The organism is Streptomyces sp. NPDC087215, from assembly GCF_044744885.1.
In the GTDB taxonomy this organism is placed as follows: domain Bacteria; phylum Actinomycetota; class Actinomycetes; order Streptomycetales; family Streptomycetaceae; genus Streptomyces.
The window spans coordinates 121,680-146,603 of sequence record NZ_JBIUZD010000014.1; the positions used below are offsets into that span (position 1 = coordinate 121,680).

22 protein-coding genes are annotated in these 24,924 nt (G+C 72.4%); 9 read left to right on the top strand and 13 right to left on the bottom strand.

Annotation, left to right across the window (positions count from 1 at the left end; translation table 11 throughout):
* Positions 1 to 66: 66 nt before the first annotated feature.
* From ACIO92_RS28105 to ACIO92_RS28120, 4 genes are all read right to left on the bottom strand, one after another.
* On the bottom strand, positions 67 to 150 hold the full coding sequence (locus ACIO92_RS28105; protein ID WP_310887545.1) for a putative leader peptide: 84 nt from the start codon (positions 148 to 150) through the stop codon (positions 67 to 69).
* 307 nt (positions 151 to 457) lie between these two features.
* Positions 458 to 1,027, bottom strand: a complete 570-nt coding sequence (locus ACIO92_RS28110; RefSeq protein WP_402283684.1) for a GNAT family N-acetyltransferase — start codon at positions 1,025 to 1,027, stop codon at positions 458 to 460.
* Between the two features lie 438 nt (positions 1,028 to 1,465).
* A complete protein-coding gene (locus tag ACIO92_RS28115) occupies positions 1,466 to 2,755 on the bottom strand; it encodes a GAF domain-containing protein (RefSeq protein ID WP_402283683.1) in 1,290 nt (429 codons plus the stop codon).
* A 472-nt stretch (positions 2,756 to 3,227) separates the two neighbouring features.
* On the bottom strand, positions 3,228 to 3,434 hold the full coding sequence (locus ACIO92_RS28120) for a hypothetical protein (RefSeq protein ID WP_402283681.1): 207 nt from the start codon (positions 3,432 to 3,434) through the stop codon (positions 3,228 to 3,230).
* A 712-nt stretch (positions 3,435 to 4,146) separates the two neighbouring features.
* Between ACIO92_RS28120 and ACIO92_RS28125 the strand changes: the two genes are divergently transcribed.
* Together ACIO92_RS28125 and ACIO92_RS28130 are read left to right on the top strand one after the other, a co-directional pair.
* On the top strand, positions 4,147 to 5,328 hold the full coding sequence (locus tag ACIO92_RS28125) for an FG-GAP-like repeat-containing protein (protein ID WP_366441417.1): 1,182 nt from the start codon (positions 4,147 to 4,149) through the stop codon (positions 5,326 to 5,328).
* An 830-nt stretch (positions 5,329 to 6,158) separates the two neighbouring features.
* A complete protein-coding gene (locus ACIO92_RS28130; RefSeq protein ID WP_402283679.1) occupies positions 6,159 to 7,016 on the top strand; it encodes an alpha/beta fold hydrolase in 858 nt (285 codons plus the stop codon).
* Positions 7,017 to 7,239: 223 nt separating this feature from the next.
* Here the strand turns inward: ACIO92_RS28130 and ACIO92_RS28135 are convergent, their stop codons facing one another.
* Positions 7,240 to 8,877 carry an acyl-CoA dehydrogenase family protein gene (locus ACIO92_RS28135; protein WP_401241957.1) on the bottom strand — a complete coding sequence of 546 codons (1,638 nt, stop codon included), beginning with the start codon at positions 8,875 to 8,877 and terminating at the stop codon, positions 7,240 to 7,242.
* Positions 8,878 to 8,894: 17 nt separating this feature from the next.
* Here ACIO92_RS28135 and ACIO92_RS28140 point away from each other — a divergent pair, with 17 nt between their 5' ends.
* Positions 8,895 to 10,019: a YihY/virulence factor BrkB family protein gene (locus ACIO92_RS28140; RefSeq protein WP_366444903.1), complete on the top strand. Its 1,125-nt coding sequence runs from the start codon at positions 8,895 to 8,897 to the stop codon at positions 10,017 to 10,019.
* Positions 10,020 to 10,605: 586 nt separating this feature from the next.
* Here ACIO92_RS28140 and ACIO92_RS28145 read toward each other — a convergent pair.
* Positions 10,606 to 12,741 (bottom strand): DUF4157 domain-containing protein, encoded by a 2,136-nt coding sequence (locus tag ACIO92_RS28145; RefSeq protein ID WP_402283676.1) that lies wholly within the window; start codon positions 12,739 to 12,741, stop codon positions 10,606 to 10,608.
* 548 nt (positions 12,742 to 13,289) lie between these two features.
* Between ACIO92_RS28145 and ACIO92_RS28150 the strand changes: the two genes are divergently transcribed.
* Complete coding sequence (locus ACIO92_RS28150; protein WP_402283674.1) at positions 13,290 to 13,835, top strand: ferredoxin; 546 nt, start codon at positions 13,290 to 13,292, stop codon at positions 13,833 to 13,835.
* A 98-nt stretch (positions 13,836 to 13,933) separates the two neighbouring features.
* Here ACIO92_RS28150 and ACIO92_RS28155 read toward each other — a convergent pair whose 3' ends face one another.
* Complete coding sequence (locus ACIO92_RS28155) at positions 13,934 to 14,650, bottom strand: GPP34 family phosphoprotein (protein WP_402283672.1); 717 nt, start codon at positions 14,648 to 14,650, stop codon at positions 13,934 to 13,936.
* Between the two features lie 193 nt (positions 14,651 to 14,843).
* Complete coding sequence (locus tag ACIO92_RS28160) at positions 14,844 to 15,968, bottom strand: serine hydrolase domain-containing protein (RefSeq protein ID WP_401241948.1); 1,125 nt, start codon at positions 15,966 to 15,968, stop codon at positions 14,844 to 14,846.
* A 101-nt stretch (positions 15,969 to 16,069) separates the two neighbouring features.
* On the opposite strand from ACIO92_RS28160, the gene ACIO92_RS28165 reads away from it, so the two are divergent.
* Complete coding sequence (locus tag ACIO92_RS28165) at positions 16,070 to 16,816, top strand: helix-turn-helix domain-containing protein (protein WP_402283670.1); 747 nt, start codon at positions 16,070 to 16,072, stop codon at positions 16,814 to 16,816.
* On the opposite strand, the gene ACIO92_RS28170 is transcribed toward ACIO92_RS28165, so the two are convergent.
* Positions 16,744 to 17,166, bottom strand: coding sequence for a VOC family protein (locus tag ACIO92_RS28170; RefSeq protein WP_366444909.1), 423 nt, complete (start codon positions 17,164 to 17,166; stop codon positions 16,744 to 16,746). The two genes, ACIO92_RS28165 and ACIO92_RS28170, sit on opposite strands and share 73 nt — an antisense overlap.
* Positions 17,167 to 17,533: 367 nt before the next feature.
* On the opposite strand from ACIO92_RS28170, the gene ACIO92_RS28175 reads away from it, so the two are divergent.
* From ACIO92_RS28175 to ACIO92_RS28185, 3 genes are all read left to right on the top strand, one after another.
* Complete coding sequence (locus ACIO92_RS28175) at positions 17,534 to 18,637, top strand: hypothetical protein (protein WP_402059430.1); 1,104 nt, start codon at positions 17,534 to 17,536, stop codon at positions 18,635 to 18,637.
* Positions 18,638 to 18,901: 264 nt separating this feature from the next.
* The gene (rsgA, locus tag ACIO92_RS28180; protein ID WP_402283667.1) at positions 18,902 to 20,023 is read left to right on the top strand and encodes a ribosome small subunit-dependent GTPase A; all 1,122 of its coding nucleotides are present in this window, start codon (positions 18,902 to 18,904) and stop codon (positions 20,021 to 20,023) included.
* A 534-nt stretch (positions 20,024 to 20,557) separates the two neighbouring features.
* Positions 20,558 to 22,012 carry a DNA-3-methyladenine glycosylase 2 family protein gene (locus ACIO92_RS28185; protein WP_402283665.1) on the top strand — a complete coding sequence of 485 codons (1,455 nt, stop codon included), beginning with the start codon at positions 20,558 to 20,560 and terminating at the stop codon, positions 22,010 to 22,012.
* 250 nt (positions 22,013 to 22,262) lie between these two features.
* Here ACIO92_RS28185 and ACIO92_RS28190 read toward each other — a convergent pair whose 3' ends face one another.
* On the bottom strand, positions 22,263 to 22,445 hold the full coding sequence (locus ACIO92_RS28190; RefSeq protein ID WP_402283663.1) for a hypothetical protein: 183 nt from the start codon (positions 22,443 to 22,445) through the stop codon (positions 22,263 to 22,265).
* Positions 22,446 to 22,641: 196 nt separating this feature from the next.
* Complete coding sequence (locus tag ACIO92_RS28195; RefSeq protein ID WP_402283661.1) at positions 22,642 to 22,833, bottom strand: hypothetical protein; 192 nt, start codon at positions 22,831 to 22,833, stop codon at positions 22,642 to 22,644.
* Between the two features lie 24 nt (positions 22,834 to 22,857).
* Here ACIO92_RS28195 and ACIO92_RS28200 point away from each other — a divergent pair, with 24 nt between their 5' ends.
* Positions 22,858 to 23,118, top strand: coding sequence for a hypothetical protein (locus ACIO92_RS28200; RefSeq protein ID WP_401241927.1), 261 nt, complete (start codon positions 22,858 to 22,860; stop codon positions 23,116 to 23,118).
* Positions 23,119 to 23,226: 108 nt separating this feature from the next.
* On the opposite strand, the gene ACIO92_RS28205 is transcribed toward ACIO92_RS28200, so the two are convergent.
* Entirely contained in the window at positions 23,227 to 23,709 is a 483-nt protein-coding gene (locus ACIO92_RS28205; protein ID WP_366444915.1) for a DUF456 domain-containing protein, read from the bottom strand.
* Positions 23,710 to 23,775: 66 nt separating this feature from the next.
* Positions 23,776 to 24,759: a helix-turn-helix domain-containing protein gene (locus tag ACIO92_RS28210; protein WP_366444916.1), complete on the bottom strand. Its 984-nt coding sequence runs from the start codon at positions 24,757 to 24,759 to the stop codon at positions 23,776 to 23,778.
* Between the last annotated feature and the right edge of the window lie 165 nt (positions 24,760 to 24,924).

The window sequence follows — 24,924 nt, forward strand, 5'->3', positions numbered from 1 at the left end:
CGCGGCAGTGCGCAGCAGGGTGGGGCAGAGTCGGGTGGAGAGGAGATCGCGGCGGTGCTGGTTCTCTCAGCGCGCCGGACAGATGGCGCTGGACATGCGGCCGAGATCGACGTGTCGTCGACTCACCAAGGCAATTCCAGTTCCAGGCATGGCGGAAGCGTGTCACGGGACTTTGGACCCAGTCCAGCTTCGTCCAGGATGCGGACGATGTCGTCTCGCTCGTCGAGATGGTGTGTGCTGGGTCACTCAAGAGGGGCCCTGGTCAGGGCCCCTCCGGGGTGCCGCGGAGACCTGTACCGAACGGTCTCGGATGCCGGTACGGCCGGGGAGAGCGCCGGGGGCGCCCACGGGAGCCCGGGGAGTGTTCCGTGAGGGTCAGGTGCTCCGGGAGTGTTCCGGAGTGGCTCCGGGACACTCCCGGGGTGGCTCATTTCGGCCCGTACGGGTCCTTCCTGGCTCAGGCGTGGGCGCCGGGCCACGGGCCGGGGGTCCGCGAGTCCTCGGTCTCCTCCACCTTGGTGTCGAAGAGCCGGAAGCCGCGCCGCTCGTAGTTGGCCATCGCGTGCGGGCCGTCGAGGGAGCAGGTGTGCACCCAGACCCGCGCGGTCTCCTCGCGTCCCGGCCAGCGCCCGGCCAGGTCCCAGGCGCGGGCCACTCCGTAGGAGAGGAGGTGGCCGCCGATCCCTCGGCCCCGGAAGGCGGGGATCAGGCCGAAGTAGGCGATCTCCACCACGCCGTCGGCCTGGGCGTCCAGCTCCACGTAACCGGCCGGCGTGCCCTTCTCGTACGCCACCCAGGTCTCGGTGCCGGGCTTCTCCACGATCTCCTGCCACTGCTTGTACGACAGCGGCAGCCGGTCGGACCAGTGGATGTCACCGCCGACCGCAGTGTAGAGGTAACGGCTGTACTCGGGGGACGGGACCGCGGCCCGGACGATCGTGATGTCGTCGCCCTCCGGGACGCGGGAGGGCCGGAGATCGGACGGTGCCGTCTGTTCGAGGGACCAGGTGGTGAGAGAGATGCGCATGGGGTCATCGCATCACGGCCCGACGGGAGGGGGCGAGGGGGGTAGGGGGAGGGCGGAGGAAGGGGGCGGGCCGGGCCGGGGCCGGACCGGGGGCGCGGGGTGACGCCTCCCGTGAGGGGGCTGTTGTACGGGGCCTTGAGCGCGGTTTCCCGAGTACGGGACTCCCAGTACGGGTTCTTCCGTACGGGTTCTTCCGTACGGGTTCTTCCGTACGGGACCTTCCGTACGGGACCTTCCGTACGGGACCTTCCGTACGGGTTCTTCCCTACCGGTCCCGCGAGGTGTTCGGCCTGGAGACCGGTGGGCGGGCCGGGGTGTCCGGATTCTGGACAGTCAGGCCCGGCGGCCCGGCGGCCCGGCGGTCGCAGACCCCGGCGGCCCCGAGCCGTGATGGGCCCGATGGGCGGCGGCCCGGTGGGCGGCGGTCCGTGGTGAGGGTCAGGGCGTGGCCGCGCGGACCGCGGGTGCCAGCGAGTGGGGGAGCAGGTCCTCGGGGTGCTCCGGCCGCAGCACCTCCACCACCACCTCCTCGCGGAAGCGGTACGGGCGGTGGGCCAGGACCCCGGCCAGGTTCCGCCGCACCCGGGACATCTCCGCCCGTACGGTCACCGTCCTCGTACGGTCCCCGAACACGTCGTCCGCCAGCTCCGCCGCCGTCCGGCCGTCCCGGTGCAGCGCCAGGACGTAGAGGAGTTCCGCGTGCCGGGGGCTCAGCTCCAGCTGCCAGCTGCCCGCCTCCCCCGTGACGGCCACCGTCCAGCGGCGCGGCCTGCTCAGATCGAGCACCACCCGGCCCGTGGCCCCCGCGCCCGGGTCCGCCGGAGGGGTCTCCTCCTCGACCCGCAGCAGCCAGCCGCCGGGCAGCGGCTCCACCGCGCACGTCCCGAGCGAGGGCAGCCACATCCGGCCCGCGCCGAAGGACTTCGGCAGCGGGACGCGGTCCGTCGGCGCGAGGCCCGTGACCGCCGCCGTCCAGCCGTGCTCGTCCACCGCGACCGCCCGGCCGCCCATCCGGCACAGGATCGGCGCGGCCACCGCCCGCAGCCGGTCCACCGAGCCGCGGTGCCGCTCCCGCATCTCGGCCTCCGCGAGCCGGGCCACCGAACCGACCAGCGGCAGCATCGCCGGATGGAACGTGGACGCGGGACCGCTCACGTCCAGGATGCCGAGCAGCCGCCGGTCGCGCGGGTCGTACACGGGGGCGGCGGCGCAGGTCCAGCCGTGGAGGGCCTGCACGTAGTGTTCGGCGGAGTGCACCTGCACCGCGCGGCCCAGGGTGAGCGCGGTGCCGACCGCGTTGGTGCCGGTGGTGTGCTCCGTCCAGGCCGCGCCCTCCTCCAGGCAGATGCCGTTCGCCCGCCGCAGCACGGAGGAGTTCCCCTGCCGCCACAGCACCCGGCCGTGCTCGTCGGTGACCACCATGATCTGGAGCGAGGCGTCGGCGATCCCGGCGAGGCCGCCGGTGAGCGTCTGCAGGACCTCGGCGAGCAGCGTGGTCCTGCGCCGCTGCTCCAGCTCGTCGCGCCGGAGCAGCACGCTGCTCGTGCCCTGGTCCGGGTCGAGACCGAGCCGGGCCATCCGCTGCCAGGAGGCGTCGATGACGGGGCGGGGCGCGATCGGCGGCCGTCGCCCGGCCAGCGTCTCCTCCCGCACCCGGTGCAGCAGCCGGGTGGCACGGGCGGCGTCCATGGCGGCGAGGCGCTTCATGTCGAGCTGCGTGTTGTTCATCGGTCTCTCCCAGCCACCCGGGGTGCTGTATCGGTTCTGCACAGGGCGGCTGCCCGGAGTGTCGGTGCCCATGGTGCCGCTCGGAACAGGCCGACGCGGCCCGGTTCGGGTAATCCTGCAACCCTTTGCAACTCTGGCCGTTCACCGTCCTCCTGGGCGACAGTGCTCGGAGCGGCGGGTGGTGCCGTGTCGGCGCAGCACCACCCCCGCTTTTTCCGCGCGTGCCGACCCCCTGCGGTCCACCCCTGGTACGCGTGGCGATCTTCCCGCCCCCGCGCCGGGCACGAACGACCCCGCCCCCTCGGACGACACCGCTCCCGCAGGTCTCCGGGCTGTGGAACGAGCGACCGTCCGGGTGCCGCCCACTCCATGGATCGCTGAGGACGGCGATCCTCGGGTCCGGATGGTCGGCGGTCACCTCGATGACCCGGCCGTCGGCGGGGGCCCGTGCCCCCGCTGGTCCGCCGATGTCTCAGGTCGTGGGCAGCGCGGCGCCCGCCGGGACGGTCGGCTCTGTCGCGGCCTGGCGGCCCTGGAAGGGGTTACGCCAGTCGCCGGTGCCCCGGTACAGCCACTCCGCCACACTCCACACTCCGCTCTTCGCCCCGAGGCCGAGCAGGTCCGGGCTGCGATCGCCGGAGCCGACCTCACCGGCGATCGCCGGTGAGGTCGGCTCCACCCGCCAGCGGTTCGTGGGCTCTGCCGGCCCGACCCGATCCGGACCCGGGCGGAGAAGCCGCTCCGCCCGTTGCCCTGGTGCAGCCACCAGCGGCCCTTGGCGGGCAGCTCGGTCGCGTTTCCCGGACGGCGTCCCGGGCTCCGGCCCCGACGGCGCTGGCCCGCACCTCGTCGGGGCCTCGGGACTCACCCTGGAAGGGTTTCAGACCCTCCCCGCCCCTCCCTGGCCCGAGTGCGGCCACAGCGCCCCAGCGCGCCGCCCACGACCGCCTGCCCGCCCGGCCGGTGAGCACCCATGAGAACTCCCCTCTTCCGAAGGCATCCCTCCGGCGCTCACGGCAGACCATGAGGCAGGGAAGCCGTTCCAGCAGGACCTCACGCTCTCGTCCGCCGCCGGACGCCAGGAACAGATCCGCTCTGGCCTTGCCGCCGCTCTTCCCCGGCGCGGGCGCCGAACCGCGGCCCGAAGCAACGGTCTTCCGCCGAGGCCGCCCTCACCCTGCGGCGCGGGCCACCGAAGCCGCGCGCCCGTGACCCGCCGGGCCCGACCGAACACTCCGGACGGTCCTCGCCATCCGTACCGTCGCCATCGCGGTGAGAACCCGTGGGGCCCTGGGCGAGGGGGCGGTGCGGACGAGTCGGGGCGAGCGGTACGGTCCCTTCTCGCGGCGGGATCGCAGACAGACGCCCCGTCGCATCCAGGGAGGGAACGCATGACCACACCCCTGTCCCGGCGCCTGGCCTCGACGGCCGTCGCGCTGGGACTCACTTCGCTGACGCTGTTCGGCGCGGGCGCCGCGCCCGCGCAGGCCGCCACCGTGCGGGGCTGCCCGGACGGCTACTTCTGCGCCTGGGCTGGATCCAGTTACTCGAGCGCCATGTACAAGACGAAGAGCAGCAAGCCGACGCTCGGCTCCTGGGACAACAAGATCCAGAAGATCCTCAACCGCAGCTCGCTGATCGCCTGCACCTACGACGAACCGAACTACATCCGGCGGGAGGGCACTTACCGGAAGGACATCTACGGAACCAACATGGGCCCCAGCTCGATCAGTTCGGTCAAGATGGTCCCCACCGAACGGGAGTGTTCGGCGAACCCCTACCCCTACTGGAGTTCCGAGACCTCGCCCAGGGCGCTCGGGTTCGGTGACCTGAACGGCGACCGGACGGCGGACCTCCTCGTCCGTGACCTCGCCGGGCGTCTGTGGTTCCTGCCCGGTGACGGGCGTGGCCGTCTGGTCGGCAGCGGGGGCTGGAACGGTATGAACGCCCTTGTCCGGCACGGGGATTTCAGTCGTGACGGTCGTGAGGACGTGATCGCCCGTGAGGCCGCTACGGGCAAGTTGTGGTTGTATCCCGGTGCCGGGACCGGCGCTCTGGGTGCGCGCAAGCTGATCGGCAGTGGCGGCTGGAACTCGATGAGCAGGATCGTGGCCTTCGGTGATCTGACCGGTGACAGGCGGTCCGATCTGCTCGCGGTGGAGAAGGCGACCGGCAGACTGTGGTTGTACCCGGGGACGTCGACGGGCACGCTGGGCGGCCGGAAGCTGATCGGCAGCGGCGGCTGGAACTCGATGAACGCGCTGGTCGCCCCTGGTGACATGGATGGCGACGGCCGGGCCGATCTGTATGCCCGGGAGGCGTCCACCGGCAAGCTCTGGCTCTACCCGGGCAGGACCAGCGGGATCGGTGCCCGCAAGCTGGTCGGCAGCGGCGGCTGGAACTCCCGTACGTCCCTGATCGCCAACGGCGACTGGTCCGGCGACGGAAAGCCGGACCTCCTCGCGACCGCCGATGGCGAATGGCTGGTCCACTACAAGGGCACCGGGACGGGAGGACTCGGGAGAGGCCATCAGGACAACGGCAGCTGGTGGCTCCTGAACGGCACCTTCTGAGACGGACGGAGCTCGTCTCCACGTCCGCTCCAGTGCGCGTGAGCTGCCTCCCGGCCTGTGCCACGCGCGCCCGGTGGGTGAGGAAGCCGGTCGCTGTGTGAGCGTCAGGTCCAGAACCCAGGCCAAGGCGACGGCGACACCGATGGCGTTCGCAGGCATCGTCCCGGTGCGGTTCCCCGTTCTCGCCGTCGCCGTCGCCGTCGCCGTCGCCGTCGCCGTCGCCCACTCGGCCATCAAGGTCGGCATCGCCTCCGAGTGGGCGCATTTCCAGCAGATCACCGACGTGGCCGACCTGAAGCGACCGGTTCGCGGTCCGTCGAGGACGCCGCCGCGCACAGCGCGTTCCTGGCCGCCGAGAGCGCAGCGCGGTCGCGGACGACGAGCGCCGTCCTCCTCGGTGCCGACGATCACGGCAAGACCGCTCCGGCCGCCGCGACGGCCACCGTCCTCGATCTGGGCGTCGGGAAGGCCAACCCCTGCTCCGCACTCGACAAGGCCGCCACCAGCGGCGGGAACCCCCGGCGGTGGTACACGATGATCGACATGCCGGACACGGTCGACGGCCAGGCACTGCTGTCCGGCGGTGGCGGCCGGGCGCACGCGAGCGTCCCGGCGCCGCCCGGGTCACGTGTACGTCCGCTGGCGCGGCTCAGGCCGCCTTCGAGGCCGGGAACCTCGCGCCCTCTCCGCGAGGGCCGAGGTTACTCGTCGAAGGGCTCGCCCGGTCCCGCGGACAACGCGGGGAAGTCCGAGCGGTGTTCGTGGGGCGGTCCTTCGGTGTTCACTGGACCGGACCGGACTTTTGGAGCGCTCTGTCACCTGGGGGTGTGATGCCGCAGATCGTGCTGTCGTCCGGAACGATCGACTACCAGGACACCGGGGGCGACGGACCGGTGCTGGTGTTCTGCCATGGTCTGCCGATGAACGAGACGCAGTGGCGCAAAGTGGTGCCGCTGCTGCACGGGTACCGCTGTGTCCTGCCCACGCTGCCTCTCGGCGGACATCGTCGGCCGATGGCCCCGGACGCCGATCTGTCCCACCGCGGCGTCGCGCTCCTCCTGAGCGAGTTCATCGAACGGCTCGGTCTTGACGACGTGACACTCGTCCTGAACGACTGGGGCGGTGGCCAGTTCCTGGTGTCGGAAGGGAAGGCCCAGCGGGTCGCGCGCCTGGTCCTGGTGGCCTGCGAGGCGTTCGACAACTTTCCCCCCGGACCGGCCAGAGCGGCGGCCGCGGTGTGCGGGGTTCCCGGTGGCGTGTGGCTCCTGACGCGCCTCATGCGTATCCCCGCGTTCCGGAACAACCGCAACGGCTACGGCGGGATGAGCCTGCGCGGGATCCCGGACGAGATCATGGACGACTGGTTCGCTCCCGCGACCCGCAGCCAGGCCATCCGCAGGGACTTCGCCAAGTTCGCCACCTCGGCGCCCAGGCGTGGGACCCTGCTGGCCTGGAGCGAGCGACTGCGCGCCTTCGACCGCCCGGTACTGGTCGTCTGGGCGACGGAGGACAGACTGATGCCGCGTGAGCACGGCCCCCGTCTGGCCGAGCTGTACCCGCAGGGCCGACTGGTCGAGATCGCCGACTCCTCCACCCTCGTCCCGGAGGACCAGCCCGAGAGACTCGCCGAAGCACTCACCGACTTCCTGACCCAGACCGGAGCGGAGCCCGACCTGCCCACCGGCTGAATCGAGAACAACCGCTCCTCCCCCTACGATCTCCGGATCCCCGCCCCCGAAGCACGGCCGCCGGACAGCGCTGAGCCCCGCTGGGCCACCCGGCCCACATGGCCCGGTCCCCGGCCTGGCGGCGCGGCACCGGACCGCGCCCACATGGCCCGGTCCCCGGCCTCGCGGCGCGACACCGGACCGCACAGACCCCGGCCCCTCCGCCCCTGCGGGCCCGGTCCCCTCAGGTCTCCACCCGGGCCCGTTCCACCAGGCTCCGCAGGTCCAGGGTGTGCGGCAGGGTGCCGAAGGCCGCGCCACCGTCCCCGCCCAGCCGCGCCGCGCAGAACGCGTCCGCGACCTCCGGCGGGGCCCAGCGCACCAGCAGCGCCCCCTGGAGGACCAGCGCCAGCCGCTCCGCGAGCCGCCGGGCCCGCGCCTCGACCCCGTCCAGGTCCGCCAGCTCCCCCAGGAGTTCCCGGATCGCCCGGTCGAGACGGTGGTCCGCGCCGCGCGCCGCCCCCACCTCCCGCAGCAGCGCGTCCAGAGCGGCGGGCTCCGTCCGCAGCACCCGGACCACGTCGAGGGCCTGCACGTTCCCCGAGCCCTCCCACACCGAGTTGACCGGCGACTCCCGCAGCAGCCGGGGCATTCCCGACTCCTCCACGTAACCGTTGCCGCCCAGGCACTCCAGGGCCTCCGCCACCAACGGCGTACACCGCTTCGTCACCCAGTACTTCGCCGCGGGCACCGCGATCCGCAGCAACGCCCGCTCCCGCTCCGTACCGGCGTCGTACGCGGCCGCGAGCCGCATCCCGAGGACGGTCGCCGCCTCCGACTCCAGCGCCAGATCGGCCAGCACGTTCCGCATCAGCGGCTTGTCGACGAGCAGCCCGCCGAACGCGCCGCGGTGCGCGCAGTGGTGGACGGCCTGCGTCACCGCCTGCCGCATCAGCGCCGCCGAACCGAGGACGCAGTCCAGCCGGGTCGCCGCCACCGCACCCATGACGGTGCCCAGCCCGCGGCCCTCCTCGCCGACCCGGCGCGCCCACGTCGTACCGTCGAACTCCACCTCGGCGGAGGCGTTCGAACGGTTCCCCAGCTTGTCCTTCAGCCGCTGGAGCGCGAAGGCGTTCCGCGAACCGTCCGCGAGCACCCGGGGCACCAGGAAACAGGTCAGCCCCTCCGGCGCCTGGGCGAGCACCAGGAACCCGTCCGACATCGGCGCCGAACAGAACCACTTGTGCCCCGTCAGGACGTACTCCCCGTCGGCCGCCAGCGGGCGCGCCTCCGTCGTGTTCGTCCGGACGTCGCTGCCGCCCTGCTTCTCCGTCATGGCCATCCCGAGCAGGACCCCGGGCTTCTCCGCGACCGGCCGCAGCTCCCGCTCGTAGACGGAGGAGAGCGCCGCGGGCTCCCACACCTCGGCGAGTTCCGGCTCGGCGCGCAGCGCGGGCACGGCGGCGTGCGTCATCGACAGCGGACAGCCGTGCCCCGCCTCCGCCTGGGACACCACCAGGAACCCGGCGGCCCGCCGGACATGACCACCCGGACGGCCCCACGCGTTCGTCAGGCCCGCTCCCACCGAACGGCCCAGGAGCCGGTGCCAGGCCGGATCGAACTCGACCTCGTCGATCCGGTGACCGTACCGGTCGTGGGTCCGCAGCCGGGGCGGGTTCGCGTTCGCCCGTTCGCCCCACTCCCGTACCTGCACCGATCCGGTCGCCACGCCCAGCGCGGCGAGCTCCTCGCGGGCCTCCGGGAGGACCTCGGGGGCGAGGTGGCGTTCGACCGCCTCCGCCAGCGCCCGGTCGCTCGTGAAGACGTCGTGTCCCACCAGGGGAGGGGGCTGGTTGGTCACGGTGTGGGTGCTCGGTGCCATGCGGATACGGTAAGCAGGTGCAGGCAGCAAGCGAAACACCCGAACGGCCCGAGCGGCGGCCCTGGAGCAGGCTCCACCGCGCGCGCGTCCTCTACCGCAACGTCTCGAAGCGGAAGATGGCCTGGCTGCTCCTCAAGGACACCGTGAACTCGTGCATCGAGTACCGCATCCTCGGGCTGGCCGCCGAGGCGGCGTTCTTCACGCTGCTGTCCCTGCCACCGCTGCTGCTCGGTCTGATCGCCGTCCTCGGCTACGTCGACGGCTGGACGAACACGGACACCGTCGCCAGCATCCGGGAGAACATCCTCCACGCGGCCGGGACGGTCCTCTCCGACCGGGGTGTCCGCGACATCGCCGAACCCCTCCTCGACGACGTCACCCAGGGCAAACGGCCCGACCTGATCTCCCTGGGCTTCGCCATCGCCCTCTGGTCGGGCTCCCGCGCGGTGAACGTCTTCATCGACACCATCACCGTCATGTACGGCCTCGACGGGCACCGTGGCATCGTCAAGACCCGGCTCCTCGCCCTCCTCCTGTACATCGTGGCGCTGCTCATCGGAGCCGTCGTCCTGCCCCTCGCGGTCGTCGGTCCCGACCGGGTCGTGGCGCTGTTCCCCTGGGGCACGGAGGTCGTCTCCGTCCTCTACTGGCCTGCCGTCATCCTGCTCTCCATCGCCTTCCTCACCACGCTCTACCACGTGTCCGTGCCCGTGCGCTCGCCGTGGATCGAGGACATCCCCGGCTCGCTCGTCGCGCTCGGGATGTGGGTGCTGGGGAGCTTCGTGCTGCGGATCTACCTCACCAGCCAGGTCGAGGGCCCCACGATCTACGGCTCGCTCGCCGCCCCCATCGCGGTCCTCCTCTGGATCGGCATCTCGGCCTTCGCCGTCCTCGTCGGCGCCGCCGTGAACGCCGCCATCGACCGTGTCTGGCCGTCCGTCGCCACGGCCGCCGCCCGCGAGGCGAACGACCGGGCCCGCGCCGTCCAGGCGGCGGAACTCGTCGCCCGGGTGCGGGCGGAGGCGGAGGACGTGGACGAGGACGACCCGGACATGCCGTCCGAGTTCCCGGAGCGCTGGTCCCGGTTCCTCCCCCCGGACGACGTGAAGTCCCGGCTGCACTCCGGCCGGGAGAAGGACTGACGGGCCCGTGGGACGGGGCTCGGAGGTCGTCTTCTCCGGTTGTTCCGTCCCGTTGTACGAGTGCGTTCCGGCGGTGTCGGCTCGCGCCAGGAGACCGTGCTCGCCGCTTGGCGAAGTAGCCGTGGACGCTGTTCCGGTGCGGGACGTCGTACGGCAGGCAGCGCCACCACCCCGGTGCGGTCCACGTACAGGATCGCGTTCATGATCTCGCGCAGGCCGAGCCCGGCCGGTCGGTCGAAGCCCGGCGCCCGGCCGTGGTGCTCGTAGCGCCACGCGGACAGCACCGGCCCGGTCGACTCCCAGCGGCATCTGACGGATCGCTCGGATACGCACCACGGTCAGCCATGACCTGGAGATGTCGCCGCCCCGGGGCGTGCGCCCAGGCGCGTGTCCAACCGTGTCGAAGCACGGGACGCACCCGGGCGTCCTGAAACAAGACAGGCGAAAAGCCGCTCTCCGCCCCAGGCGTCACACCGCTCGTCACGACATCCGCACCAACCCGATTGCCTCACCGGCACCAGATCGCCGGACGGCAGAAAAATGGCCATACCGCAATCACTCGGGCTGAAACAACATCGCAGGCGGACTAGGGATACTCCACCTGAGCCGGAGTGACGGCGACCGAGCCGGGCAACATGGCCTGAGGCCGCAGGAAACTCCTGAACAGATGGTCAAGCAGTTCTTCAGGCGGTTGCCGGAACATCGCCTGTGCTACGGCAGCACCGTTTCCTTCGTTCATGCGGAGGAGTTCGAGGGTGCAGCGGGCGGCGAGCCCGGGAATGATGTCCGCGCCCGCGAGTATGTTGCCCTGGAGTCGTTCCTTGTACGAACTGTATTCCTGGCGGGCGGCATCTCTGTAGTATCTGGACGTCCCCTTGCCGGATTCAAAATCGCCGTGGTCGAAATCTCTGACCATCAGATCATTTCTCGTACCCTGTTCGATCAGTCTTCCCCACTCGGCAGTAAGACCGCTCTCGTACGCCTGCTGAGCGAGCTGCGCTCGACCCCATTTTGCAAGCAGGATGTCCCGCTTCCCGGGGTTCTCTGCGAGCTGAGATTCAAGGCCTTCTCCGTATTCTTTCAAGTCATTCTGGGATTGATTTATCTTCTGAGGTATTTCATTCGCCGCTCCTTCCGGTGAGAAGTTGCCGTAGACGTCGTCCCTCTGGTGCGCGAGGAGTCCTTGGCCTTGGCCGGTGCGCAGGGTGAGGAATTCCATGCCGTTGAAGTCGTGCAGCATGATCCAGCCGCTCTCCGTCAGCTTCCGGATCGGTACGGTGATGCGTGCCGGATTGTCTCCGGCGAACCGTGTCGACCGGAAACCCGCGCTCTCCTGCTCGATGAAGAAGAAGACGAATCCGTCATTTGCTATCTCCGTGAGGTCCAGCGGGCTCGTGTTGCTCCGACGGTCGGTGTTGCCCTCCCGGTGAGCCATTTCCTGGAGGGCTCTGTCCGACAGGAGCCCGCCGCTGCCGAGTATTCTCTCTATCGATCCGCTGTCGGTGTAATGCCGGAGTACGCATTTCTCGATAGCCTTCTCCATTCTTTCCCGGAATGCCTCGATATCTTCGATGTCCATGCCCGGTTCTTCACGCTCTTCATTCAAGCTGCTGTATTTTTCGATCTTCCGATTCATGGAGAAGGTGTTCATCTCGGACATGCGCGCAACCAGGTCGCGCCCCTCCAGGTCCCCATTCCTTGCTGCGGAGCGAGCTCTCGGCCACATCTCTCCGAGCCGTGTCATGCCATCGTAGATATTTCCATGCCCCTCTCCTGTGGCCCAGTGCGGGTCGGTGGGATACGATTCAAATTCCTCCATGGAATTACTCTTCACGTATTCGTCTTCGGAGTCATCCGAATCGGTTTCGTAATCCTCCACAAGGCGTTCGTTCGGGATGCGTTCCTCTATCTCCTCCGATGCCATCTCTTCGTCTTCGTCTTTCTTTTTCTGCTTCTTTCTCAATTTTTCGAGGGATGCCGGATCGTATTCGTCGTCCATGCTGGAGCCGGAAATGGTGCGCTGGACATCTGTGGAGGTTCCGCCGGATACCGCGTGTCCTGGCGCGGTGGCGCGCTGGACGTACGCCTCCGCGGGCGCTGCCCCCTGCATCACCCGGGTGGCGTTGGCTTCGGCTTCGCGTTCGAAGTGGTCGCCCGGGTCGCTGACAGAGAGGCCCGCGCCGTTGTCGGTTCCCGCGACGGGGCCTTGGCGTTGTTGGATGACGTGGGTGAGTTCATGGGCAAGGGTGTGGTGGTCGCTTCCGCCGTCGCCGATGACGATGTCGGTGCCGCTGGTGTAGGCGCGGGCGCCGATTTCGGTGGCGGAGGCGCGGGCGGCGGTGTTGTCGTGGATGCGGACGTCCGAGAAGTCGGCGCCGAGGCGGGCTTCCATTTCCTCACGGAGCGGGGCGTCGAGGCGGCGGCCGGTGCTGGCGAGGACGTCGTGGACGGCCGAGCGCTGCACAGTCGGCTGCTGCTCGGGGGTGGCCTGCTGGTGACCGCACCCCCCGCCGTGGACGTGCTGCCCGGCGGTCTGGTTCTTGCGCTGGACGGAGGGCTGGGCGTAGGGGTGGCTGGAGAGCTGGAGCATCCGCAGGACTGCGGCGTTGCCCGCGGTGCGCTGGAGCGCGAGAAGTCCCGCGGGGTTCGTGTGGGCGGATCTGGCGGGCGCCGGGAATTTGGGGCTGGTCTGCTGCTCTTGGTGGTGTTCGTGCTCTGCCAACGGGCTGCCTTTCAGAGACAGGGGGACGTTCCCACGAAACCTGCTCAAGGATTCCGCGAGTAGTGCTGGAAGGGCACTGCTTGGGGCAATGAGTCCGGTCCTTCCGGCCGCGAGCTCGCCCCGAACCGCCGGCAGTTCCCGTGCGACCGCCTTCGCACGGTCGCCGTGCCGACGCCGTCACCGGCGGCGGTTACCGGCTCGACGCCCCGGCCACCGACGGCTCCGGCCCCGCCGAGTTTCCGATCGCCGCCGCCCACTCCACCGAAACGGCGGAAGGCCGGAGCGTCACCACCCTGTGGGCCGACCTCGGCATGGCTTTGTCAGCCGGTGCTCGAGACCTGCACAGCGACCGGCACTGTCATCGCGCTGGTGAGGTGATCCGCTGGGGCGCAGATCGACAGGGCCGTGGCGCCTCCGGTTGCCGGTGACGTTCATTCCGGAACGGGGCGTCGGCCCAGGCGCACTGCCGCTCGTGATGGGGGGCGATCGCGTCCCCTGCGCGTCCGGGTCGGCCGCTCAGCCTCGGCGGGCAAAAGTACGCTGCCCTCATGACGCTCTATTTCGACGCGGCGGCAGCCCTTTCCCGGGCGCACCTGAGCGGCAACGGCCGCTGGGAGGACCGTCTGTGGCTCAATGTCCCCGGGCCGGTGTACGGAGGCGAGACGGACAACTGCGCGACCGGTCGGCTCGAAGCCCCGCGTCATGTCCACTACGGCGGCCAGTACTTCAGTGAGTACGTCTACCGTCAGCCGCGCACGCCGGACGAAGTCAGGGACGTGCTCGGAGCCATCGAGGCGGACCCCATGGACGGCTATGCCTGGGACGGCGACCAGCGGTGGACACCGGAGCTGGTACGGGAGTGGTGGCGGGACCGGGGGCGGGTCCTGGACCACCTGAGGGAACAGGTACACGAGTGGGAGCGGTACGACCAGTGGATCCCGAACCAACGAGCGGTGGAGGGAGCCAGGGACTTCGCGGCCCACATCGTCGGCGGCACCGACTCCGGGAGCCTGGAGACGGACCTGCGGGTCTACCTCTACTGGCTGCGGGAGCACCGCTCTCCCACCCCGGACGACCTGCTGCCCGACCTGTAGACCGCCATGCCCCGACGTGCCCGGGACGGGAAGCCGACACGGCGTCAGCACCGCACCCCGTCACCGGTATGTGTCATGGCGGCCTCACAAGCGGGCAGTCAGACGCCGCGCCACAGATTGGCGAAGGCGGAGCCTTCGATGGCCCGCCGCTGGCGTACGGCCTCCAGCTCCATCACCGCGTCGTGGACACCGGCCACCACGGCGGTGACCGCGTCGTCACCGAGGTCGGGCCCACCGTATACGGGCCCACCGTCGACGGGACCGTCGTCGTCGATGTCGGTGCCGTCACCGTCACCGTCACCGTCACCGTCACCGTCCCCGCCGGTGTTCGCCTCCGTACCGTCGTCGGATCCCCCGGAGAGCCCCTCGCCGATGCCCACGGCCGAGGCCAGGGCGGCCAGTACCGGTTCGCCCTCCCGTCTGCGGTCGGCGGCCCGCACCCGCGCGGGCGTGTCGGCCGGTTCGACGTGTCCCGCGCCGAAGGGCGACCGGCGGTCGCGCTTCCGGGTCAGCTCGCCGTCCGCCTCCAGCGCCTCCTGGTACGTGGCCGAGAGGTTCCGGCCCCGGCGCCACAGCCAGTCCTCGATCGGTTCGGGGGACGCCTGACGGCCGACCTCCGCCACGGCCTGCCGAAGGAGCGGATCGTCCGGCGCCCAGGCCCCGCCCGGCACGACGCGGTCGCCGTCCACGGTCACCGCCCCCGCCCCGATGAGATCGATCAGTTCGGCTCCCGCGAGCGCGAGCGACAGGTCGCCCTGCCCCACGGAACGCCCCGGCTCCATGGCGGTGAGGAACAGGTCTTTCGCCGTGGTCATGGAACGGCTCCCCTCGAAAGGCTCCGACGACGACACCCCAACGGCCGACCCCCTCCGGAGCGGGTTCGGCGCTGGGGCGATTCTCACGCCCAGTATCCCCCTCGCCCGCCCCGAAGGCCGGGCAGGAGGGAGACCGGCAGGGCACCCCGACCCGCTCCGCTCCCGGACCTGACGGACCGCCCCGAGGTGCCGCTCAGCGGCAGAACTCGGCCTCCATGAGCCGCCGCTCGCCCACGACCCAGTCGGCGTTGGTGTGGAAGGCCGCCACGTGCCGTCCGTCGCGGGTGGTCAGCGCCACCGTCGACGAACCGTGGATGCCGCCGTCGTGGCCCCAGAGCGTGACCCCGCAGCTCAGCCTCGCGGTGCCGATGCCGAGCCCCGGGCCGCCGGTGGCGGGGACCATCTCGGCCATCTCCGCCCGGGGCAGCAGCTTCCCGCGCATCAGGGCCGAGTAGAAGCGGGTCAGGTCGGCGGTCGTGGAGATCATCTCCCCGGCCGCACCGCCCCAGGAGGGGTTCAGCTCGGTGGTCTCCAGCGGGGTCGTGCTGCCGCCGAACAGCGTGGAGTAGCCGAGCGCGTGCGGCCGGGGCATACCGGCCGCCGTGCCGGGCAGGCTCGTCCCGGAGAGACCGAGGGGCCGGACGATCCGCCGCTCGATCTCCCGCCCGTACGGGCGGCCGGTGACCTTCTCGATGATCATCCCGGCCAGGATGTAGTTGGTGTTGGAGTACGAGACCTTCTCCCCCGGCTCGAAGAGCCGGGGGTGGGAGACCGCGATCCGCACCAGATCCTCGGGCCGGTAGGTGTCGTAGCGGTGCGCCAGGAAGGCGGGCGAGGCCAGCCGCTCGATCATCAGCGGGTCCTCGTCGTACGAGAACAGCCCGCTGCGGTGCCCGAGCAGCTGCCGGACCGTGATCACCGGGCTGTGCGTCCCGTCGGGCGGCACCACCCCGGGCAGCCACCTCTCCACGGTGTCGTCCAGATCGAGCCGCCCCTCGGCCCGCAGTTGCAGCACCACCGTCGCGGTGAAGGTCTTCGTCACGCTCCCGATCCGGAACCGCTCCCGGGCCGACCGCGCCCGCCCGGTCGAGGTGTCCGCCACCCCGACGGCCGCCGACCAGCCGCCGTCGCCCTCCCGGACCCCCGCTATCGTCCCGGGCAGCCCCTCGTCCCGTACGAGCTCCGCCATCGCGGCCCGGGTCGCACCGTGCCTCCCGTCCCCACCGGCGGCCGAGGCCGCCGTCACCGTGCCCGCCGTCACCGCGACGACCACCGCCACCACACCGAACCCGCGCCGAAGCGCCCCTTGCCGAGCCATACCGACCTCCACGGTCCAGATCCGCTCGCCCCCCGGGTCCGGACATCCCAACGGCCGTGGGACCGGGGGAGTTCCCGGCGGTGACGGCCTAGGCTGGAAGGGTGTACGAGGAACGCCCCGCCCTGTTCGACGGCGCCGTCCTGTGGAGCCGTACCGCAGTCCCCGACGAGGGGCCGGTCCGGGCCGTGCTGCCCGACGGGTGCATGGACCTGATCTGGGCCGACGGGCACCTCATGGTCGCCGGACCCGACACGCGCGCGTACGTGCCCGGTGAGACCGCCGCCCGGTACGCCGGAATCCGCTTCGCGCCCGGTGACGCGCCCCGCTTCCTCGGCGTCCCCGCCCACGAACTGCGCGACCGCAGGATCGACCTCGGCGCGCTGTGGGGCGGGGCCGAGGCCCGACGGCTCGGCGAACGGATCACCGCCGCCCCGGACCCGGCGACCGCCCTCGACACGCTGGTACGGGTCCGGGCCGCCGACGTCCCCGCCCCCGACCCGCTGCTGCGCACGGTCGTCGCACGTCTCGGTGCGGGGCGGGCCGTCGCCGAGACGGCCGACGAGGTCGGGCTCGGCGCCCGGCAGCTCCACCGGCTCTCCCTGGACGCCTTCGGCTACGGCCCCAAGACGCTCGCCCGGGTCCTCCGCCTCCAGCGTGCGCTGGCCCTGGTCCGGGCCGGAGTGCCGTACGCCGAGGCGGCGGTCCGCGCGGGCTGCGCCGACCAGGCCCATCTGGCCCGCGAGACCCGGGCCCTCGCGGGGACCACCCTCGGCGCCTACGCGGCCTCGCTCCCGGAGTCCGCGAAGAGCGACACTCCGGACCCGTCCGGGTCGAGGACCACGGCGTAACGCTGGCCCCAGAAGGCGTCCCAGGGCTTCAGATGACCCTGGTACCCGGCGGCCGTCAGCTCCGCGTAGACCGCGTCCACGTCCTCGGGCGCGGCGCACCGGAAGGCCAGCTCCACGCGGTTCCCGCCGACGGGCCGCGTCCAGCCCGGGTCGAAGGACCGCACGGTCTCCTCGGTGTCCCAGGCGATCCGCAGCCCTCCGGGCAGTACGGCCTCGACGTGCGGCGCCCCCTCGCTCCCTTCGGGCACTTCGATCCCGAGCCGCCGGTAGAAGCCGAGCGAGGCGCCCATGTCCGAGACGACGACACCGATGAGGTCCAGCTGAGGGGTGATGCGGGGTGCTGTGTTCATGAGGGAAACGTACGCGGCCGAACCGGAACGGGTCTTGAACGAATCGGACGTGGGCGGGACGGGCGGGCGGGGTGGGGCGGGCGGGGCGGACGGAAGGCGGGAGGCCCTTCACGGAGGCGCCGGTACGCGCGCGGAGGCGGGTGGACGGCCCGAGCCGAGCCAGATCGGGCGTCGCCGCCGCCGTCCCAGGCCCCGCGCGCGGCGCTGTCCGCCGTACGCCGTCCACGGAGCCCGGCCCTGCTCGCCGTGCGTCCCGGGGTCCGCCGCTGTGCGCCGTGCGCCGTGCGTCCGCTCCTGCCCGCTGGGCGTCGTACGTCCACCGGGTCCGCCCCTCCCCGTCGTCCGGCCCACCCACTACGGTCGGCGCATGAACACGCGCGCGTACGCACGGACTTCCTGGCCCTGGGCCGCGGCGGCCGTTCTGCTGTTCTGGCAGACCTGGTTCCTCTGCCATGTGTACGCCACCGAACGCTCGGCCGTCCGCTGGACCTGCGACTCCGACGGCTGCGGCACGGACCAGCTCGCGGGCGGCGCGCTGTTCTTCGCGGCGCCGTCGGCCGTGGGCGCCGTCCTGCTCGCCACGCCGTTCCTCGGCGCCGCAGGGGCCGCCGGACTGGCCGTGCTCCTGGCGGCCTTCGGGCTCCTCATGGGCCGCGAGGACGACCACGCCGTGGTCGCCGCCTACGGCCTCGTGGTCCTCGGCGCCCTCCTGCTCCTCGCGGGCACCACCCGGAGCCTGCGCCCCACGAACCCGGACCGCTACCGGGAGCTCTACCCGGAACTCGCACCGGAGGGCGACGGGGAACCGGACGGTGACCCGGCCTCGGAGGGCGACCGGGCCACGGCCACGGAGCCGATCGCGCGGCCCGGGACGTACCGCGTCCCCCTCGGGGACCTGCTGCGCCTCGCCCTCGGCCCCGGCACCCTCGCCGTGGCCGTCCCCGGTGCCGTCGCCGTCACCGCCCTCGCGCACGGGGCGCTCCAGGGCCCGCGCTGGCTCATGATGCTGGGCCTGAACGCCACCTACACCCTCCTCATCCAGCTCGCCCGGCTGCGTCTGCGGCACCGGCCGGGCGTGGCCCAGGGCCCCGTGGACCCGGGACGGGCCGCGCACGCGCCCGCGTGGCTCCATTCGGTCCGCGCCCGGGGCGCCGCGCTCGTCTTCGACCTCACGGTGCTGCCGGCCACCGGACCCCCGTACCGGATCGAGGTCGAGAACCTGCTGGACCTCCAGGACGCCCGCACCCACCGCGCGGCCGTCGTCCGCCACGAACCGCGCCGCCCCTGGCGGGTGGAACTGCCGCAGCGACCACCGGCCGACACCCTGGCCCGCGCCCGCGCCACGGCCGCCCGCACCGGGGAAGGAGCACCCCCCGCCCCGAGACTCCGCGTTCCGCCCCCCGGCACCCTGGCCGTCCCGATGACGCTGCTCCTCACGGCGGCACTGATGGTCCTGCTCGCGGTGGTCTGAGAAAACCCTTGGCGTACGGAGGGACGGTCCGGCTAGCGTGTTCCCGTACGACCTCGCCGCACGGGATCCCGTGCGGCGCCGCCGTACGGACGCGCGGAGGAACCGCGCGCGGAAACAGAGACACAGGAGGTGTGACAGATGGCTGTCGTCGCCACGAAGGGCCTCGCCCTCACGCAGAAGCTCGTCCACTCCACCTCCGTGGCCACCGGCTGACCTCACCGTTCAGACACGCAGCGCCGGGGCCGCCCCTGTGAAGGGTCCGCCTTGTCTTTCCCGCTCTCCCACCGTTCCTCCTCCTTCCTCTCCTCCTCCGCCGTGCTCGACGCCCACGGCTGGGACTCCGGCTGGGCCGAGTCCTTCGCCCCGTACGCCGCTCAGGGGCTCGTTCCCGGGCGGGTCGTGCGCGTCGACCGGGGGCAGTGCGATGTCGCCACCGCGGACGGCACCGTCCGCGCCGACACCGCGTTCGTGACCCCGCACGACCCGCTCCGGGTCGTCTGCACCGGCGACTGGGCCGCCGTCGATCCCGAGGGCGCCGACCCCCGGTACGTACGGGCGTGCCTGCCGCGCCGTACGGCCTTCGCACGGTCCACGTCCTCCAAGCGGTCCGAGGGACAGATCCTCGCGGCCAACGTCGACCACGCCGTCATCGCCGTCTCCCTCGCCGTCGAACTCGACCTCGGCCGCATCGAGCGCTTCCTCGCCCTGGCTTGGGAGTCCGGCGCCCAGCCGATCGTGGTCCTCAGCAAGGCGGACCTCGTTCCCGACCCCACCGGGCTCTCCTACCTCGTCGAGGACGTCGAGACGGTCGCCCCCGGCGTCCAGGTGCTGCCCCTCAGCTCCACCACCGGCGAAGGGGTCGACGTGCTGTCCGCCGTCGTCGCGGGCGGGACGACCGTGCTCCTCGGCGTCTCCGGCGCCGGGAAGTCCACCCTGGCCAACGCCCTCGTCGGCCAGGACGTCATGGCCGTCCAGGCGGCCCGTGACATCGACGGCAAGGGCCGTCACACCACCACCACCCGGAACCTCTTCGTGCTGCCCGGCGGGGGAGTCCTCATCGACACCCCCGGACTGCGCGGCGTCGGGCTCTGGGACGCCGAGACCGGTGTCGGCCAGGTCTTCTCGGAGATCGAGGAGCTGGCCCGTGAGTGCCGTTTCCACGACTGCGCCCACGAGTCCGAGCCGGGCTGCGCCGTCGCGGCGGCGATCGAGGACGGCTCGCTGCCCGTGCGCCGGTTCGACAGCTACCGCAAGCTCCTCCGGGAGAACCAGCGGCTCGTCGCCAAGACCGACGCCCGCCTGCGCACCGAGATGCTCAAGGACTGGAAGCGCAAGGGCGCGGAGGGCCGCCAGGCGATGGAACTGAAGCGCGGACACGTCCGGTAGGGCGGGAGGGGGCCGGGCCGGGCCGCGCGTGCCCGCGGGACTGGTCCGGGCCGGGGCGCGGGCGGGTGGCGGACGGTTCGGGAAGGGCCCGCGCGGTACGGGCCGCCGGGCGCGGCCGTTCCTCGGCCCGCCCGGGGGACGGGTGGTGACCTCCGGTCCCGGCCCACCCGGACGGACCCCGTGGGCCTCTTCGGCCCGGCGCCCATCTGACCGGGTCGGTGGCTTCCAGGTGCGGTCCGATCCGGCCGGATCATGGGCTTGGTCCGGTCCGGCCGGGCCCGGCCGGACCGGGGGTCTGCCCGGCGCGGTGCGTCCGCTGGGCCGGATCATGGGTCTGGTCTGGCTCGGTCCGCCCGGTCCGCCCGGTCCGGCCAGGCCCCCGGCCCGGCTCACTCCGGCGAGCCAGAGGCCGGGCGGCGCCCCCTGTCCCCGGCCCGCCCCTTCCTCCCTTCTCCCTTTTCCCTCCTCCCTCCCGTCAATGTCACGTCCGAAAACCGCGAGCCCCTCCCCACGTACGGCCGCACACTGGAAGACGTGACCGACGACGACACCCGCTACCAGGCGGTCAGCAGCAGGGACGCACGCTTCGACGGCGAGTTCTTCTTCGCCGTACGGACCACCGGGATCTACTGCCGTCCCAGCTGCCCCGCCGTCACCCCCAAGCGCCGGAACGTGGCCTTCTTCCCGACGGCCGCCGCCGCCCAGGGCCACGGCTTCAGGGCCTGCCGCCGCTGCCGTCCTGACGCCGTGCCCGGCTCCGCCGCCTGGGACGTACGGGCCGATGTCGTCGGGCGGGCCATGCGGATGATCGGCGACGGCGTCGTCGACCGCGAGGGCGTGCCCGGTCTCGCCGGACGCCTCGGCTACAGCACCCGGCAGGTGCAGCGCCAGCTCACCGCCGAAGTGGGCGCGGGTCCCGTGGCGCTCGCCCGCGCCCAACGGGCGCACACCGCACGGCTGCTGCTCCAGACGACCGGGCTCCCGGTGACCGAGATCGCGTTCGCGGCCGGGTTCGCCAGCGTCCGCCAGTTCAACGAGACCATCCGCACCGTGTACGCCCGCACCCCCACCGACCTGCGCGCCGAGGCGGGCAGCGGGGCCGGGGCGCGGACCGCGCTCGCCGCCGGGGTGCCGCTGCGGCTGGCCCACCGGGGGCCGTACGCCGCCGACGAGGTCTTCGACCTGCTCGCCGCCGAGGCCGTACCCCGGGTGGAGGAGGTCGTCGGCGCCCCCGGGCGCCGCACCTACCGGCGCACCCTGCGGCTTCCGTACGGCACCGGTGTGGTGTCCGTGGACGAACGGTCCGCCGGGAACTGGCTGGACGCCCGGATCCATCTGACCGAACTGCGGGACCTCACCACCGCCGTGCACCGGCTGCGCCGCCTCTTCGACCTGGACGCCGACCCGTACGCGGTCGCCGAGCGCCTCGGCGCCGTCCCGGGACTGGCCGCAGAGGTCGCCGCCAGACCCGGTGTCCGCTCCCCGGGGACGGCCGAACCGGAGGAGTTCGCGCTGCGGACGGTCCTCGGCGCTGCGGAGTCGGCCCGGGTCGTCGAGGCGTACGGCACGCCGCTGGCGACCGCCTGCGGCACCCTCACCCATGTGTTCCCGGAGTCCCGGGCGCTGACCGGGCACCCCGTCGCGGGTCCGCTGGCCCGCGCGCTCGCCGACGGCGACGTCCGGCTCGACCCTGGCGCCGACCGCGACGAGGCCGAGCGCGCCCTGCGGGCCGTACCGGGCGTCGATGCCGGGGCCGCCGCCCTCATCCGGATGCGAGCGCTCGGCGACCCGGACGTGTCCCTGCCGGATCACCCGAACCCGGATCACCCGAACCCGGGCCGTTCGGGACCGGGCCGTTCGGAAGCGGAGGCGCCGGAGCCGGAGGCGCCGGAGCCGGGTCCCTCGGAGACGGACGCGTGGCGCCCCTGGCGGTCCTACGCGACGCGGTACCTCGACCGTGCCGCGCCGATGACGGGCTCACGCCCGTAGGGGACGCACTCCTTACGGGTCGGCCCCTCACCCGAGTCGAGCAGCCCGTAGGTGCCGCGCAGCCCTTCCAGGGCCGGGACGTGGCCCGTGCCGGTGACCGGCTCCGTGCCGGGGGCGGCGCGGCCCGGCGGGGGAACAGGGCGGGCGAGCGGGAGCGGACGCGGAGGCCGGCACGGTCATGGGGCTCCTCGGGGTGAGGGCGGCAGCGGCAGGACCGGCGCCGCCCGCGCGGACGGGGGAGGAGAGAGGGTTACGCGCAGCCGAGCGGGCCGTAGACCTTGTCGCCGGTCCACGCTCCGGTGGCCCATGTGGCCGGTGCGGCGGGAGCGAGGCCGTCCCGCTCGCCGAGTTCCTTGCCGAACCAGACGGCGAAGACCGCCGCCCCCTGCTGGCAGGAGTGGATGCCGTCCTTGCCGCGCTGTCGGAGCCCCACAGGGCGGAGGCGTCGAGGAAGCGGACGGTGCTCGGGTGCTCGTCCGCGATCCCGGCGGCCGGGCGCGGAGCCGTCCTGATGGCGGCGGTGTGCGGCTTGTAGCAGTCGTCGATCCTGAACGGAGGGCGGACACGATCAGGCGGACACGATCCAGGAGGTCGGCACCGGCCTTGTTCACGGTCTCGGCCAGTCGTCCCTACGCGGCGCGCTGTTCGGTGACGGTGCCCCAGTCGTAGGTGGTGATCTGGTGGGCGACGACATCGGGCTTGAACGACACGAGGTCTTTCGTGAGCTGCGCGCGGTGGTCCGCCCCACCGACCGTCCGCTCAGCCCGCAGCAGGCCCTCGATCTCCTCCTCGAAGGACCCGCCCCCGCCGAACGCGAACACGGTCTGATCACCCAGGTGCCCCCGATGGCCGGACGGCTCACCGCCACCGCCGCGCGGGACGCCGTCGACCTCCACGTGCCCGGCGCGGTCAGCGGCGGCGCCCTCGACGTCACTGCCGTCTGCCTGCTCGCCTGCACCGCCGCCCACGCCCCTGTCCCCGGCGACGCCCCGCCCCCCTCGGTCGGACATCCGCATCCACGAGAACCCGACCCCTTCCCAGCCCCCTGGGTCGTCCGCTGCGGGGCGAACGGCACGGTGACCCCGGTGGCCGCTCCTCAGACATGAGCCGGTGCCCCGACGGGGACACCCCGGACCCCGGGCGGACCGGCCCCCGAAGCCCGCCCCTCATCCCCGGAGGGGCCTCCGAAGGCCCCTCACGTCCGAAGGGGCCCGTCACTCCGCCACCACCGCTCCCACCCACGCCCCCACGATCAGCAGGCACGCGAAGAGTTCCACCAGCACGCTCGTGCCCGCCGCCCGCATCACCGCGCGGGTCGAGGACCGCGCCTGGCCGTGCCCGCCGAGACGGAGCCGTTCCGAGAGGTAGATCCCGCCGACGAAGCCGGGTACCGCCCCGACCACCGGGACCAGCACGAAGCCCAGGACCGCGCCCGCTCCGGCGTACGCCGCCGTCCGGCGCGTGATGCCCGTGCCCCGGAAGCGGCGCGGCGGCAGCTGCCATACGACCACCTGGGTGAGCAGCAGCAGGCCCGTCGTGGACGCCAGCAGGATCCAGGCGAGGTCCGTCCGCTCGTGCAGGGACCACCACAGCATCGCGGCCCAGACGAGCCACGTCCCCGGCACGCCGGGGACCAGCACCCCGAACAGTCCGAGCAGCATCACCGTCGCGATCAGCAGGAACTGCGCCACACCCATGTGTCCAGGGTGCAGGAGACCCGGTGTTCCCGCAGGTCAAGGCCGTCGGTCGGGGTACGGGGCCGGTCAGTGCCGGGCCACCCAGCCCTTCTCGTACGCGTGCCAGCCCAGCTGGAGCCGGGTCGTCACCCCGGTCAGTTCCATCAGGCCCTTGACCCGCCGCTGTACGGTCCGCAGCCCGAGGTCCAGCTGTTTGGCCACGCTCGCGTCCGTCATCCCGGCGAGCAGCAGAGACAGGATCTCCAGGTCCACGACATCCGGACCGGGGGCCTCGTCCTCGGTGATCTGCGCGCCCGCCCCGAGCCGCAGCGGCAGCGCGTCCCGCCACACCGACTCGAACAGTCCCCGAAGGGACTCCAGGAGTCCGCTGGCGTGCACGACGATCGCGGCGGGTTCCGCGCCCCGCCCGGTCAGCGGCACCATCGCCAGGCTCGCGTCCGCGACCACCAGTTTCGTCGGGACCCGGTCGGTGACCCGGATCCGCTCCTCCCGGCCGAGCGCCGCCGACAGTTCGAGGAGACCGGAGGGCAGGGTCAGCACCTCGCGCTCGATGACCACCCTGTAACGCACCCCACGACCGGCCGCCTGCTCCTCGGCGTCGTTCTCCAGCCCGGTGACGGCGATCGGCTTGCCCGTCACCAGGGCGCAGACCTCCTCCTGCGCGCCCAGCTGGAGCTGGAGGAAACGATGGGTGACGGCGCTCGCGCCGGTCACCACCTCCACCAGGTCGTGCACGGCGGCCTCCGCCGCCTCCGCCCGGTACTCCTCCGCGAGGAGTTTCGCCGCCAGTTCGGCCCGCTCCAGCTCGTGCCGCTGCTGGGTCAGCAGCGCGCCGAGCGCGACCCCGGGCGGCGCCGCCACCCACCGCCCGGTGCGGGCCGACGACTGGGCGGCGAGCCCCTGGGCCTCCAGTCGGCGCAGGGCCCGCTCGGTGTCCGGCTCGGGCAGGGCGAGCCGGTGCGCGAGATCGGTCACCTCGGCCGCGCCCAGCGCCACCAGAGCCCGGTAGGCGGACTCCTGGCGCTCGTCGAGTCCTATCGCTCCCAGCATGGATGCCCCGTCCCTCGCCGCACCCCCGGCGGCGCCCCGGATCTTCCGGGACATGCACCGGAGGCATTCGTTCCGTTGGTGACCTGGCGGGAAACGGCCACGGCGTATTCCCGCCTCGTCCATCATCCCTGTACCGCCCTCACCTCTGCCAATGTGGCGCCACCG